Origin of the sequence: Paenibacillus sp. YN15, assembly GCF_003285005.1 — a bacterium.
GTDB lineage: Bacteria > Bacillota > Bacilli > Paenibacillales > NBRC-103111 > Paenibacillus_AR.
Window position 1 is genome coordinate 26,528 of sequence record NZ_QMFA01000002.1, and the last position, 14,092, is coordinate 40,619.

The window sequence follows — 14,092 nt, forward strand, 5'->3', positions numbered from 1 at the left end:
TTTCCGTGAGGAAAGCTTGCGTCGTAAGCATACGCTAAGAGCTCTTGCCGGAATGTCCCGCTTGCTGTTCCCGCATAGAAAAAATCTGCCCGCTCATCCTATAAAGGCAAACAGCTAATGAAGCGAGGAGTGAACAAGCGGATGAATCGTGCATTGGGAACGGCATTAGCAAGCGTAGGCGCCGCGCAATTTTTGAAGGTGCCCATATCTTTTGCCAAAACCGGACAATGGAGATGGTCGGCGCTTACGGAATCCGGGGGAATGCCCAGCTCCCATTCCGCGGGGGCAGCCGCGTTGGCCGCTTATACGGCCCTCAAAAAAGGCACCCACTCCATGGAATTTGCCATCAGTGCCCTCTATGGCCTGATCGTCATGGCGGATGCCATGGGGGTGCGGCGCCATGCCGGCGAGATTGCCGTTGAGGTCAATGCTCTGGGCCAGCGGGTGGAGGGGCTGTCCGGCAAACCGCCAAGCATGCGCCGCAGACGCCCCGCCGCCGAGCTTCAGGAAAAGCTGGGCCATTTGCCCATTGAAGTGGCTGCCGGCACAGTGCTGGGCATCGGCATCGGGGCCATCAGCTTTTTCCGGGAATGGGAGAAAACTGCGTCTGCTTCCGCTTGCAAAGGGGCAACCCAAGACTGGATTTCCCGGACCAAACGACTGATCCGGGTTTGACGAATGAAAGCGGACAGGCTATGATAAATCCTATCCAATTTAGATAGGAGTCCGATCCATGATCATTATTCCAGTTGCAACCCGCCAGGAGCTGGATGCCTGCCTGGCTATCCGTATGGAGGTATTCGTCAACGAGCAGCAGGTTCCTTTTGAAGAGGAGCTGGACGAATATGATGTTTCGCCGGAGGCATGCCATCATGTGCTGATGACGGACGGGGACAAGCCTGTAGCCACCGGCAGATGGAAGGTCTACGAAGACGGTACCGCCAAGCTGCAGCGGATCGCGGTGCTGAAGGAATACCGCGGCGGAGGCACCGGGCGGCTGCTGATGGAAGCCCTGGAGGACAGCGCCCGCCAGGCCGGGATGAAGCGGGCGATCCTGGATGGGCAGTGCCACGCCGAGGGCTTTTACAAGAAGCAGGGGTACCAAACCATCTCCACAGAGCCCTTCTTGGATGCCGGTATTCTCCATGTACGGATGGTGAAGGAGCTGTAAGCTTGTTGAGCAATGCCGGTCCGGTTACATGCTCTCCGGAGCGGGCAGGCCAAGCACCTGCAAGGCGTCCCCCAGCGTCTCGCGGAAACGGTCCGTCAGCCAAAGACGGAAGCGAAGCAAGGTCTCCTCACCAGCTTTCAGAATGGGGCAATGGGCGTAAAACTGGTTAAACAGCGCCGCCAGCTCATAGGCATAATTGGCGATCAGATGCGGGGCCAGCTCCGCCCCCGCCGCGGCAAGAGTTTCCTGCCAGCCGGAGAGGTGGCGCAAAAGGGCATGCTCTTCCTCCGCAAGCAGCGGGAAGCTTTCCGGTACTGTGGCCGCCACAGGGCCGGAGGCTTCTTTTGCTTTGCCCAGGACATTGCAGGAGCGGGCGTAGGCATACATCAGGTAAATGCCTGTATTGCCCGTTACCTCCGTGGCCTGCTCCAGATCGAACACCACCTCGGTCTGGAGATTGTAGCGCAAAAGATAATAGCGGATGGCAGCGGCGGCCAGCGCCTGGCTGGAGATGCCTTCCTTGTTCGCCGATTTGCTGCAGATAATCTCTTCCATTCTGGAGAGCAGGGTAAGGCTGCGGATGCCGATGCCCTGTCTGCCGGACATGGCGTAGGAGGCTTTTCCGGCACTTGTGTCAACCCCCAGCTCTGCCGCCGAAGCAGGGCTTAGGGAAACCACGCCGTAGGCCACATGGCGCAGACGATCGGCCTGCTGGCGGAAGCCAAGGGCGGCCAGCGCCTGCTTCACCACAGCCTGCGGGTATTCCTGGCGCTGGTCAATAACATTGATAACCATATCGCCGCTGCCGAAGGGAAGGGCGGCTTCGCCTTCCTCCGCCGTGGTCCAAAGTCCGCCGCCCCAAGGCTTATAACGGAAATCCCGGCCCAGCAGCCCGAATTTCCAGAGGTGGTAGGCGATGTCCTTGGCCGTATACGTGAGGATTCCGTTGGACCTCACCAGCACCTTGTCAGCCACATATTCGGAATCCGCCGGAGTTTCCTCCTCGTTTTGCTTCAGAATCCGGCACCCGGCCAACTTGCCTTCCTCCACCTGAACGAAAAGCCCCGTAGTCGCAAGCAGTTGGGCAGCCGCATCCCAGAATCCCTCTCTGACAATATTGCTCTCCCATACCAGAAGATCATAGCCGATTTGGAAACCGGCCATTTCCTCCAGGTGCTCTCTGACAATCCGCTCTGCGGTTAAGGTTCCCAGCCAGGCCAGGTTGCTGCCGCCCTCCTCCAGGGCATGGAGCACGCGGCTCCGTTCTCCTGCCAGCTCCGGTTCCTCCTCATATCTGCGGTTCACTGCCGCATACAAATCCCAGCAATAATCACCGAAGCGCTGATGCTTGCCCTTCACGGGCAGATTCAGAAGCCCAACCACCGTGTCCGCCAACTGGTTGCCCAAGTCATCAATGTAATTGTGGATTTCCACCTTGTAGCCCAGCCGTTTCAGCAGCCTGCCTAGGGTATCCCCAATGCAGGAGTTGCGGAGATGGCCCACGTGGGAGCTTTTATTCGGATTAATTGAGGTGTGTTCAATAATTACCTTGCCTGATGGAGCAGGGGGCAGGGTGAAGGAGCAGCAGGCCCATTCTCTCCAGTCGATATAAAAATTGACAAACCCGGGAGGAGCGGTTTCGATCCGGGCCATAATGGCACCAAGCCAGGGGTCCCGCTGCAGGATGCGGGCCAATTGCTCCGCCAGCTTCATCGGAGGAAGGCGCAGCCGCTTGGTCAATTGGAGCGGAGCATTGGTTGCATAATCCCCATGCCGCAGCTGTCCGGGCTGTTCCACAGTAAGCCGCAGCTCTTCCATGCCGGTTAAGCTTCCGTCTCCAACCTCCCGCAGCAGCGCAATCACCCCATTTTCCACAGACGTTCTGACCTGTTGACCCAACATACCCATGCCCATACCGCCACCTCCATCAATAGTCACACCTGTTATCTGCACAAAAAAAACAGCCCCCGTCTCCCATTAAGAGACGAAAGCTGGCGCATTCGCGGTACCACTCTTATTGCCTCCCGAACATGGGGAAGCCACTCGAACAAAGATAACGGATTTACCGGGATTCCGCTAGGGGGAATCCATCTCATGGGCCCGTTCGCGTTCAGGGCGGCGTACCGGGTTCCACCATCTCCGGCTCGCTGGGACTGCCTGCCCAAAAGCTACTCTTCCATTTCACAGATATTGAAAATATGGGATTCATTATAGCAGCAACCTATTGCTTCCGCAAGGCGGTCCGGAATTTTAGCCCAGGATTTTAGCCTAATCATTATACTCCAAAAATCATATATAAATACTCGCAGAAGCCCAAATCCGGTCATTGTATCTGAAAATTCAGATATAAAACCGTGTTTTGGTCCCAACCCACCGGATTATGCTTGAAAAATCAAATACAACCAACTGAAATGGGCCCCTCCCGGGTAATTATGATCGAAAATTCATACATAAAGGCCTCGGATGCTTCAGACTCATCGGTAAAATTCTTTTAAAGCAACCATTGAAAAATCGGGATTGTTGTACTATAATCGTTTTTGTCGTTGTTTTGCCGAGTTAGTTAAATGGTATAACAGTGCACTCGTAATGCACAATTAGCAGTTCGATTCTGCTACTCGGCACTTCGCAACAAAATCCGCCTGCGCTTCCCATTCCGGGGACGTAGGCGGATTTTTTTAGGCGAAAACCCCCGCAAACCCTTGAACCACCGGACACGGATAGGCATATAGTATTCTACGCTTATGCCTCGTGAAGGCACCCCAAGAAAGGTCGGTGGATGAGTATGTCCAAGAATAAAACCGCCAAAAAGAATGATCCGCCCTCGAGTCTTGACCGCAACCGGTTTAATATGAAGGTGGTCACCTCCGACACCTGCCGGTCCTGCAAAACGCCTTGCTCCCGCGGCATGAGGTATGTTGCGCATATGAACGAACCCGGCTCCGTCGGCAAAGGCGTACCCTGCATTTTGACCCGGGGCAAAGGCTACAAATAACCGGTTCGCCCAGGCGCGCAAAAAGCCGCCCTCAGGCGGCCCGCAAAAACTGTATTTCCTATGTAAGCCCCGTCCGCTGCTGCTTCATCTCCTGCAGAATCAGAATGTCCAGACGCTGGCTCAGGGCAAGCACCCGGGGATCCAGGAAATTAAACTGGCTCTGTTCGACGAGATGGACCAGCAGCTTCTTTAGTTCGCAGATTTCAACATCAAGGTTGGTTGGAATAGGCATTGTTGTCCTCCACGAAAGCGGCTTTTGGCAGAGTGTGTACGCTGATCGCTTTAATTGTAACGGAAATGTGTCCGGCAGATCAATCGGTTGTTGCTGGAAGCCCGGGCATAATCCGCTTTTTCCGAATATCATGTCAGTAAAAGCCGAAAGGGGGATTGGCATGGAGATTGTCTGGAAAGGAAATCAATACACCAATTCCAGCCCGCGCAACGGGATTGTCCCTTTTGTCATCGTTAACCATATTTCGGCGGGCACCATGAGCAGCATGGACAACTGGTTTACCGATCCCGGCAACCAGGTTTCCTCCGCCCATTACGGGGTGGCCAGAGACGGCCGCATTCATCAGTATGTGGCAGTTGACCGGATGGCCTGGGCCAACGGAATCTCCCAGGAGCAATTCGCCAAAGCCACCGCCCAGGTGGTTCATGATATGAATATGAACCCGAATCTATATACCGTTTCCATTGAGCATGAGGGGACGGATGGGGACTTGACGGAGGCCCAGTTTCAGTCGTCCGTCTGGCTGCACCGGCATATCCGCAAGATTGTGCGGGATATCTGGCAGAAGGACTTCCCGCTGGACACGTATCATGTCTTGGGGCATTACCAAATCAATCCGGTCCAGAAGCCGGACTGTCCCGGGCCGAAATTCCCTTGGGCCCGGCTGTATAAGACCTTGGCTGAGCCGGAGATAGGAGATGAGGAAATGGAAGAGTTGCTGGCCCGCTTGGCGGCATTGGAGGCGCAGAAGGCGCAGTTGGAGGCAAGAGTGGCGGCGCTGGAGGCTGTGGAGCATCTTCCCGGCATACCCGACTGGGCCCAGGACGCCGTGAACAAAGCGGTGGCCCAGGGGCTGATCGATACCCCCCAGGGCGGCTCCTTTGATTTCTACCGCCTTCTGACCATTCTGAACCGCAAAGGTCTTTTGGGATAAGAAAATGATCTTCGGGATCAAAAACAGCACCCCGCGGGGTGCTGTTGTGGTGTTCGCGAATTAAAGCCGCTCCAGGCTGGCCTTCAGCCGGCTCAAGGCTTCATTTTTGCCGATGATCTCCAGAATGTCGGTGGCGCCTCCCGGCGTGTTCATCAGACCGGAAACGGCTACCCGGGCGACCCACATAATGGCTCCGGCTTTAACGCCGGCGGCTTCGCCCAGATTTTTCAGCCGCTCGAACAGGGCGTCGTTCTCCCATACATCCGCTGCCTCCAGCGATTCGATGATGGCCGGGAGAAGCTGCTTGGCCAGCTCGGCGGTAACCTTGTTTTTCTTGTTGGCAAAAAGCTCAGTGTCCAGCTCCGGCATGGTTTCGAAGAAAGCCGCCAGCTCCGGAATCTGCGACAGCTTCTCCAGCCGGGATTGGATCAGGAGAAGGACTTTATCCTTGTTGATTTCCGGCTTTGTGATGGCTTTGTCCAGGTAAGGAGCGGCCAGCCTGCGGAACTCCTCGGCAGGCAGCTTGCGGATATAGGCGCTGTTGAACCACAGAAGCTTGTCATAGTCGAATACGGCAGGGGACTTGTTGATGGTGTCCACGCTGAACACCCGGGCCAGCTCCTCCAGAGTGAAAAACTCTTCGTTGGTATTCCCGGGGCTCCATCCCAACAGCGCAATGTAGTTGATAATGGCCTCCGGCAAATATCCGTCATCCACCAGGTCCTGGAAGCTGACAGAGCCATGGCGCTTGGACAGCTTGGACACCGAACCGTCCTCATTCCGTCCCATAATCAGCGGCAGATGCACAAAAACCGGGGTTTCCCAGCCAAACATGCTGTACAGCTGCACATACAGGGGAGTGGAGGTCACATACTCCGATCCGCGCACCACATGGGTGATATCCATCAGATGGTCATCCACCACATTGGCCAGATTGTAGGTAGGGTAGCCGTCGGCCTTGATCAGAACCGCATCCTGAAGCTCCGCGTTGTCAATGGAGATTTCCCCGAACACCGTATCCGTGTAGGAGGTCGTGCCGGTCAGAGGATTCTTCTGACGGATGACATACGGCAATCCTGCCGCCAGCTTGGCTTCCACCTCCGCCTGGGACAGGTTCCGGCAGTGGCGGTCATAACCGCCGACAGCCTTTTCTCCCTGAAGGGAGGAGAGACGTTCTTTATCGCAGAAGCAGTAGTACGCATGGCCGTTCTCCACCAGCTTCCGCGCCTGCTCCAGATAAATCTCTTTGCGTTCGCTCTGTACGTAGGGCCCGCGGCTGCCTCCGATATCGGGGCCTTCATCATGGTGCAGTCCCGCCAGCTTCAGGGTATCGTAGATGACCTGGACAGCTTGGTCCACCAGCCGTTCACGGTCCGTATCCTCAATCCGCAGAATGAAGGTGCCTTCCTTGGATTTGGCCAGCAAATAGGCGTATAAAGCGGTTCTCAGGTTCCCGATATGCATGTATCCGGTTGGGCTTGGGGCAAATCTGGTTACGATGTGGTTCGTCATGGTTACGTGGCTGCTCCTTCATGAAAACTTGTTATTGGCTACTCCATATTGTAGCAGGAACCTGACACAAAGCCAATCCGGGGCCCGGGAATGAGTGAAAAGATTTTTTCAAGAAAAAATTAACTTGCTTCGCAACTCTTTCCGTTTGTCCGAGTATAACTTGGTATCAAACACATCAGCATGCGGAGGGTACATACATGGCGAGGTTCAGAAGAGTGGCTGCTTTGACTCTGGCCTTCTTCCTGGTGGCCGGAGGAGCGGCGATTGCCGGTTCCCGATGGGGCTCCTATGAAGGATATTCCAAGGTCCAGGTGAATGCCAATGGAACAACAATTAACAGCGCGGTTCCCGCGATTATGATGAATGGCGCGACTATGCTGCCCTTGCGGGAGACTGCGACGGCGCTGAATTCCTTTATCAAGTGGGATGACGGCAACCAGACGGCCAATATCTACAGACCCAATGTGAACATGGTTGTGTCTCAGGAGCTGGATGTTGACAAGAAGGGAGCCGTAACCGGTGTCCCCAAGCCCTTCTTCAAGGCGCCATCGGGCTATAATATCAGTTTTTTTGTCTTCGTCCAGATGGATTCTCTTAAAACCACTGTGGACGGCTTTAAGATCAGCGTGCTTGACCCCAGCGGCAATGAGCTGGATAAGCGGGTTTCCTCGGAATCCATCTATGATTACCTGTGGTCCAATGCCGCCTTCAATATCAAGTTCTCCGAAGCCGGGAATTACACCGTCCGGTTCGCCCTCAAGGTCGATGGGGAATTCGTAACCGTAGGCGAGAAGCTGATCGTCTCGGAGTAGACGCGCAAGCCTCAGGTCGCCTTCCAAAAACAAAACGATTATGTTACATTGAAAAGAGTCGCCGTCAGGTGGCTCTTTTCTTGTACGATATCCCGATAAACCAGATGCTGATTGAAGAAGGTGAATGACTGATGAATCATAACAGTGGCAATTCATGGTTCGACCGTTTCGCCAATGCCGGCGAGAGCGATCCGGTTGTTGGCGGCGAACTGGCCCGCGGAGGCTATTCCGCTTTCAGCGACCTGCTGGACGGCTTGCGCCGGCATTTGGCCGCGGCGGAGGAGGAGCAAATCCCGCAACTGAAGGAACTGGTGAAAAAGGGCAGGAGCATGGTTCCCGATCCCGGAGCCATCAGTCCGTCCTGGGAAACCGTATGGGATGATTTCGACCGCTATATTACCTTTAAGCTGGAGGCGATGTCTGCCATAGCGGTGCCGGAGCGGGAAGGGGAATGGCAAATCGTCATGAACAATCCCTACACCAACGATGGAATCGCCTGCTATCCCGGGCTGACTTTTCCCGAGGCGGCTTATCTGTATGCCTATTTCCGCAAGGATTTGAAGAAGAATGAATATTTGCGGATGCAGAAAATCGTCAATTTGCTGGTAGTGCAGGGAGACTGACGGACCTTCCTTGCCGTTCCTTGCGGCGCTTCATTGACCTGCCTCTGGGAAAATGTTACGATACAAGAAGCACGTACATCACATGAAATGAGGTTTTCCTAAATGACCGAACACAACCACGATTGCGGTTGCGGGCATGATCATGACCATGATCACGAAGAAGAAGTCTTCTTGATTGCCGATGAAGAAGGCGTCGAACGCGAAATGGTAATGGTTTATTCCTTCGAATGCGACGAGAACGTATACGCTGTATTGCTTGACCGGAACAATCCGGAATCCGACGGCGTCATCTTCCGTATTGAACAGGAAGGCGAGGATGCTTACCTGGTCAACATCGAGAACGATGAGGAGTGGCAGAAGGTTGTTGCCGCCTATGACGAAATTGTCGCTAACGAACAACAATAAAGGATGTTGGCAGTGAAAGAACAGAAGACCCGTTCCGGGAAGGGACGGGTCTTTTTGGGTAATACGCTCTGCGGCAGCGATCAGGCCAAAAGGATACTGGGCGCATACCGCCTATTTGCGGGGGTTGTAATACATAACCCGGCCGTTGAACAGATGCAACTCGGCCTTCAGCTTCCGGGCCAGATGCTTGCAGAACTCATTGGCCTTGGACTTGTCCCCGTGGGTGGCTCCGTCAGGCAGGCTTACCTGGATATAATGGCGCTCCTGGCCATCGCGGCTTTCCGTGCCTACTCCGGTGACAATATACCGGTAAGCGTGGTGGTTGCCTTTTAGATAAAACCAGGTGTCCTTGCCTTTGGGTGCGGTTTCAATGGTATACGGAAAGCCCTTGTCATCGTATTCCCAGTCCAATTGCCGTCCCGTCAGCTCCAGTTGGCCCCGGTAGGCGGTCAGGAGCTCCCGCAGCTCCTCCAGGGATACGGACGGCACCGCAGATCCCTCCACCAGCTTGATATAAGCATTCTGGCTCATAAACAATCCCTCCGTCAGCAGCGGTACCTTCACAATTTCGTCACTTGTATCATATCATTCCCCGGTGGGCCTGACAAATCAGTTTGAAAAAAATATGGTCCTGGGAGACTTTCCATGAGGAGTCAGGTCTTGTTTTTTGAGGAGGTAAAATATGGATTGCATTACACCGAAAGAAGCAGCGTTAACGGTGAGCCGATGGCCTAAAGCTGCCATAGCGGCGGGCCGCCGTCATACTGTTGCGCTTCGATCCGACGGCACAGTGGCGGCTGTGGGCGATAATAAATATGGCCAATGTGAGGTAAACGGCCTGTGCGGCATCCGGCTGCCCGGCAACTGATTTTATAGAATCCGCAAAACCCAAAAAAACATCCCGCAAGCCTCGGCTGAGGCCTGCGGGATGCTCTGTCTTTGGAGGGGCATCAAAAGATCGCCGACGTCTCCACAATAACCTTGACGTATTCCAGAGTCCGGTCCTCCGGTCCCTTGACCGGCAGACCCACTTCCACATGGTCCACGATATAATCGATATTCTCCTGGGAGATAACCTCGCCCGGAAGCAGGATGGGAATGCCTGGAGGATAGGCATAAATGAATTCGGCAATAATCCGGTCCGCCGATTCCCGGAAGGGGATCAGCTCGGTGTCGCCATAGAAGGCGTCGCGCGGCGACAGGGTCAACTGGGGGATAGGAGGCGTCTCCAGCACCACCAGCTCCATGGCCTGGCGGATATTGTAGTTCTCCTCGGACAGCTCCCGGAGAGCGGCCAGAAGCAGCTTCACGGTCCCCACATTGTCCCCCGGGGTAATAAAGCAGAGAATGTTGTACAGATCGGACATCTCCACCTCGATATTGTGGTGCTCCCGCAGCCAGTTCTCCACATCGAAGCCGGTAAGGCCCAGCTCCCGGACATGGATGGTCAGCTTGGTAGGGTCCAGATCATAGGTGGCGCCTTCACCCAGAATCTCCCGACCGAAGCAGCGCAGGCCGGGAATCTCATTGATCCGCTCCCGGGCATAATCGCTGAGACGGATGGCCTCATCCGCCATAGCTGCCCCGTGAAGCGCCAGATTCCGCCGCGCGGCGTCCAGAGAGGCCAGCAGGATGTAGGAGGTGGAGGTGGTGGTCAGCATGCTGAACAGGGTCTGCACCCGCTTAAAGTTGATCCGGTTGCCCCGCATGTTCAATATGGAGCTTTGGGTCATGGAGCCGCCCAGCTTGTGCATGCTGGTGGCGGCCATATCCGCTCCGGCTTCCATAGCCGACAAGGGCAGCTTGTCGCTGAATCCGATAAGCGCTCCGTGGGCTTCATCCACCAAAACAGGAATATCGTAGCTGTGCACCACTTCGACGATTTCCCGGAGATTGGCCGAGATGCCGAAGTAGGTGGGGTTGATGACCAGAACCGCCTTGGCGTCCGGATGCTTCTCCAGCGCCCGGCGGACGGAGCGGGTGGACACTCCGTGGTCGATGCCATATATGGGATCGCGGAAGGGCTTCAGAAAGATCGGCTTGGCTCCCGCCAGAATGATGGCGGAGAGCACAGACTTGTGAGCGTTCCGCGGTACGATAATTTTGTCGCCTTCATTGCACACGGCCATGATCATAGTCATAATGACTGTACTTGTGCCCTGTACGGAAAAGATTGTGTAGTCCGCTTTAAAAGCGTCCGCCGCAAGCCGCTGGGCTTCCCGGATTACCGCCGTCGGCTGGTGAAGATCATCCAGCGGGGCTATATTGATTAAATCGATGGACAAGGCATTGTCACCGATAAAATTCCGGAATTCAGGGTCCATGCCAACTCCTTTTTTGTGGCCGGGTATATGGAATTGGACTGGATTATTCCCCGCATGTCGAAGCAATGTGGAGAATAAAGGGGCTTGCAGGTGATCCATCAGAACATCCCTTCCTCTCTTGCGAATTCGTCGCGAAAAAATCAAACAAAATGAGTATATCAAATCGCAACTAGGATGCAAGCATGAATTTTGCATTTTGGCTGATTTTTGTCCCGAAAGAGGGTCAGGACACAGAAATTTTCGGTTTTTAGCTGTTTTTTTTGTTGAATTCGGAAGAATATGGGCGAAACCATGAACCTGATGGTGATCCGGACGGAATTCACCCTTTACATCACATGCAGCGAATCCGCCCTGCCTCCAACCTGACCGGCTATTCGGCGGTATCCAGAATGGACGCGGTCCATTGATCCGCCTCCCTTTCCCGCTCGGAAGCCCACAGCAGCAGCTCTGCTTGGGCTTGTCTGGCTTGCTGCGGCCAGTACGCTCCGCAGAGGGCTCCCGGCGCAGGCTCCTTGTCCGGCAAAAGCGGTAAAAGCGCCAATACTGCTTCCAGACGCTCTGCCATGCCGGCATACAATCCGGCTAACCTGTCAAGCTGCTCTCTTCCATTGCCTGCCGGCAGCAACATCCGGCTTGAAGCAAGATAAGCCGCCGCGCTTCTGCGGGCATCCGCCATTGCTGCCAGACAAAAACGGTTTACCAAATACCGGCGTTTCACATCCTCCCCTTGGGCTGCTTGGTACCATGCCTCGTCGGCCAATCCTTGACGCCACGCCTCCAGAGCAGCGTATCCCAGCTTGTAGCCCCGGTTTTCACTCATTGCCATGGTTTCCATCCTGAGCCGGAGGGAGGCAAGCAGGCTGTCAACCGCCTGCGGCGCTTCAATTCTCCCCTCCATCCTGACCAAGGCGAAAGGCCAGTTGTCTACATACAAATAACCTCCTGTACGGGCCATATCCTCCTGAAAGACAGGGTCGTGCTCATGCTGCTCGAAGGTTTCCTCATCAAAATAGGTCCGGCAAAAGAAAATGTTGCCCTGGTCCGCATACCCGGTGATAACGCCCCATTCAGGCGCTACCCGCAGATTGATGGCAACCGGCAGCCGATGGGCTTCCAAATCGGCAACGATCTGCTCCTTCACCCGCTTCCGCTCCTCCTTGCTAATCCTGTCCGCCCAAACCGGCTTGATCCCGTAGGCTTTAAAAGCGGGGGCCGCGCAGTCGCAGGCCACAAGAGCATCAGCGGCGCTGAAATCCCACACGGGTGCAAACGCCACCCGCCAGCAGGAGCCGGACACTCCCATGACGGTCTCATACGAGGTTTCTATTCCCATGGTCCGCAGCGAAAGGAGAAGGGCGCCTGCCCAAGAGCAATCCTTCCCTTTCCCAAAAGCCAGCGGTTCCACCCCTGTCACAATGTAAGAGTCCAGGCTGCCTGTTTCCCGGTACAACCTTGTTCTGTCCGGACTGTAGCAAATCCGCTCGCCCTCCCGGCAGCTGACAGCATGAATCCCATCCCCGTTCAAATAGATCAGAAGCAAATAATCCGGACCTTCATTTTCCGTAAGGCTGGGGAATTGCTCATGGTTGGCCTTAAACCCGTTCCAGCGGAAATACCGGTAATGGGCCAGCTTGTCCATAACGTCCCGGGAGTGGCGTCTGTTTCCGTAAAACCCCTGGATAAATTGCAGTTCTCCGGAACAGGCTGTATAAACGGGTGTGCCCTCCGGAGCTCCGTTGGCCAGCCGGATTTCCATCACTTCTCCTTCACAGGCGCAAGCAAAAAATATGCCGGAGGGCGTTTCCAGCTTAACGAGAAGCAGCCTGATCCGGTCATCGGCCTCTGCAGCTGCGGCCAACTCTTCGTGCTGAACCCGAAGCTTCAGGCTGTCCCCGCTGACAAAAGCGTTTACCCGCTGCGTCACATCCTCCTGCTCCTCGCCATCGGTGTAAGTCGCCGAAAGCACCATCAGCTGCCGGGGCAGCAGAATGCTGTCAATAGAGTGCCCCAGCACGCGGGACAAAAGCGGCAGGGTGGCTGTTTCGGGAATTGATTTTCCCGTTTCCCACTTGGATACTGCCTGGGGACTGACGTTCAATTTTTCCGCCAACCGTTCCTGGGACAGACGCTTTTCCTTGCGGAGAAGGGCAATCCGTCCGCCGATTTTTTCCGCACTTAGCATGAAACCAGCTCCTTCAAATAAATATGGCGCCGCCGTTCCGGTAGAGGAGGAGCAGCTACTGCATATTATCAGGAAGTCTGCGGCAAGAAACCATGTATCCGCATAGAAGTCGGACCGCTTTTTTCCCAACCGGGAGTTGAAGAATAAAATAAGCGTTACGTGTAAAAAACCTGCGGCCGAAGCCAGCAGGTTTTGTGCATCAGGAGCGTTTGCCAATCCCATGCAGCAGGGCGTCGATGGTCCAGTTGATTTCTTCTTCGTCGTCGATAGAAATTTCCGGCATTAATATGGCATGGGTGAGCACCATACCGACGATGGTGGTGACGCTGAAGCGGAGGACGCGGAAGCTGGGCGCCTCCATAATCTGGCCCTGCGCCTGAAAGTGGGCGTATATCCGGCTGATCCGCGCAAATACATGCTCGCTGAACAGAATTTTCACCTGTGCAAGCAATTCCGGCTGAAAGGGCAGCTCCTGGATAACGATCCGCAGAATTTTCGCATTCTTCCGGGCGAAGTCCAGCCGGTCCCGGAGCACAGCCCTGTAGAAATCCTCGATTTGCGTATAAGGCTGGTCCAGCAGCTTGGCAAAATCCCTCATGAACAGAGGAGCGACGGTTTTGGCCAGGATGGGCCCCACAATGGACAGGAGCAGATCCTTTTTGGTCTTGTAATGGCGGAATATGGTGCCCTCGGCGACTCCTGCCCGCTGGGCGATTTCACTGGTGGAGGCGGCCGAATAGCCCTTTTCGGAAAAGATTTCAGTGGCAGCCTGGATGATCTTCAGCTGCTTTTCCGTTTTTTTGCTGTCGTCCCCTTCCATAAGCTGCAGCATATCCGCCAGCCATTGCTCAGTATTCTGTTCCACTGTCATCTCCTCCGTGAAAGAAACCGTATTCTTGCACTAC

14 protein-coding genes, 1 tRNA gene, 1 pseudogene and 1 other annotated feature are annotated in these 14,092 nt (G+C 55.0%); of the genes and pseudogenes, 9 read left to right on the forward strand and 7 right to left on the reverse strand.

Features of this window, described 5'->3' with window-relative positions:
• The first annotated feature begins 141 nt into the window (after positions 1 to 141).
• A complete protein-coding gene (locus DQG13_RS02130) occupies positions 142 to 675 on the forward strand; it encodes a divergent PAP2 family protein (RefSeq protein WP_113017790.1) in 534 nt (177 codons plus the stop codon).
• Positions 676 to 733: 58 nt separating this feature from the next.
• Positions 734 to 1,171 (forward strand): GNAT family N-acetyltransferase, encoded by a 438-nt coding sequence (locus DQG13_RS02135; RefSeq protein WP_113017792.1) that lies wholly within the window; start codon positions 734 to 736, stop codon positions 1,169 to 1,171.
• 24 nt (positions 1,172 to 1,195) lie between these two features.
• Here the strand turns inward: DQG13_RS02135 and DQG13_RS02140 are convergent, their stop codons facing one another.
• Positions 1,196 to 3,085: an arginine--tRNA ligase gene (locus tag DQG13_RS02140; protein ID WP_113017794.1), complete on the reverse strand. Its 1,890-nt coding sequence runs from the start codon at positions 3,083 to 3,085 to the stop codon at positions 1,196 to 1,198.
• A gap of 63 nt (positions 3,086 to 3,148) precedes the next feature.
• Positions 3,149 to 3,365: a binding site (T-box leader), on the reverse strand.
• A 356-nt stretch (positions 3,366 to 3,721) separates the two neighbouring features.
• On the opposite strand from DQG13_RS02140, the gene DQG13_RS02145 reads away from it, so the two are divergent.
• Positions 3,722 to 3,792: transfer RNA gene (locus tag DQG13_RS02145), tRNA-Thr, on the forward strand.
• 161 nt (positions 3,793 to 3,953) lie between these two features.
• Positions 3,954 to 4,163 carry a hypothetical protein gene (locus DQG13_RS02150; RefSeq protein WP_181592516.1) on the forward strand — a complete coding sequence of 70 codons (210 nt, stop codon included), beginning with the start codon at positions 3,954 to 3,956 and terminating at the stop codon, positions 4,161 to 4,163.
• Between the two features lie 58 nt (positions 4,164 to 4,221).
• Here the strand turns inward: DQG13_RS02150 and DQG13_RS30640 are convergent, their stop codons facing one another.
• Positions 4,222 to 4,395, reverse strand: coding sequence for an aspartyl-phosphate phosphatase Spo0E family protein (locus DQG13_RS30640; RefSeq protein ID WP_181592517.1), 174 nt, complete (start codon positions 4,393 to 4,395; stop codon positions 4,222 to 4,224).
• Positions 4,396 to 4,555: 160 nt separating this feature from the next.
• Between DQG13_RS30640 and DQG13_RS02160 the strand changes: the two genes are divergently transcribed.
• Positions 4,556 to 5,329, forward strand: coding sequence for an N-acetylmuramoyl-L-alanine amidase (locus DQG13_RS02160; RefSeq protein ID WP_220094317.1), 774 nt, complete (start codon positions 4,556 to 4,558; stop codon positions 5,327 to 5,329).
• A gap of 60 nt (positions 5,330 to 5,389) precedes the next feature.
• Here DQG13_RS02160 and gltX read toward each other — a convergent pair whose 3' ends face one another.
• A complete protein-coding gene (gene gltX / locus DQG13_RS02165; protein WP_113017801.1) occupies positions 5,390 to 6,841 on the reverse strand; it encodes a glutamate--tRNA ligase in 1,452 nt (483 codons plus the stop codon).
• A gap of 197 nt (positions 6,842 to 7,038) precedes the next feature.
• Here gltX and DQG13_RS02170 point away from each other — a divergent pair, with 197 nt between their 5' ends.
• The 3 genes from DQG13_RS02170 (at position 7,039) to DQG13_RS02180 (ending at position 8,681) form a co-directional block, all read left to right on the forward strand.
• Positions 7,039 to 7,653, forward strand: a complete 615-nt coding sequence (locus DQG13_RS02170; protein ID WP_113017804.1) for a stalk domain-containing protein — start codon at positions 7,039 to 7,041, stop codon at positions 7,651 to 7,653.
• Positions 7,654 to 7,784: 131 nt separating this feature from the next.
• Entirely contained in the window at positions 7,785 to 8,276 is a 492-nt protein-coding gene (locus tag DQG13_RS02175) for a hypothetical protein (protein ID WP_113017806.1), read from the forward strand.
• A gap of 102 nt (positions 8,277 to 8,378) precedes the next feature.
• On the forward strand, positions 8,379 to 8,681 hold the full coding sequence (locus DQG13_RS02180; protein ID WP_113017808.1) for a DUF1292 domain-containing protein: 303 nt from the start codon (positions 8,379 to 8,381) through the stop codon (positions 8,679 to 8,681).
• A 111-nt stretch (positions 8,682 to 8,792) separates the two neighbouring features.
• Here the strand turns inward: DQG13_RS02180 and DQG13_RS02185 are convergent, their stop codons facing one another.
• Positions 8,793 to 9,212 (reverse strand): DUF1885 family protein, encoded by a 420-nt coding sequence (locus tag DQG13_RS02185; protein WP_113017810.1) that lies wholly within the window; start codon positions 9,210 to 9,212, stop codon positions 8,793 to 8,795.
• Between the two features lie 151 nt (positions 9,213 to 9,363).
• Between DQG13_RS02185 and DQG13_RS02190 the strand changes: the two are divergent.
• A pseudogene (locus DQG13_RS02190) lies at positions 9,364 to 9,519 on the forward strand (RCC1-like domain-containing protein); the annotation flags it as partial.
• Between the two features lie 112 nt (positions 9,520 to 9,631).
• Here the strand turns inward: DQG13_RS02190 and DQG13_RS02195 are convergent.
• The 3 genes from DQG13_RS02195 to DQG13_RS02205 all read right to left on the reverse strand — a co-directional run bounded on the left by DQG13_RS02195 (position 9,632) and on the right by DQG13_RS02205 (position 14,058).
• Positions 9,632 to 11,104 (reverse strand): aminotransferase class I/II-fold pyridoxal phosphate-dependent enzyme, encoded by a 1,473-nt coding sequence (locus DQG13_RS02195; RefSeq protein WP_113017814.1) that lies wholly within the window; start codon positions 11,102 to 11,104, stop codon positions 9,632 to 9,634.
• 271 nt (positions 11,105 to 11,375) lie between these two features.
• Positions 11,376 to 13,187: a helix-turn-helix domain-containing protein gene (locus DQG13_RS02200; RefSeq protein ID WP_113017816.1), complete on the reverse strand. Its 1,812-nt coding sequence runs from the start codon at positions 13,185 to 13,187 to the stop codon at positions 11,376 to 11,378.
• A 199-nt stretch (positions 13,188 to 13,386) separates the two neighbouring features.
• Entirely contained in the window at positions 13,387 to 14,058 is a 672-nt protein-coding gene (locus DQG13_RS02205) for a TetR/AcrR family transcriptional regulator (RefSeq protein ID WP_113017818.1), read from the reverse strand.
• Between the last annotated feature and the right edge of the window lie 34 nt (positions 14,059 to 14,092).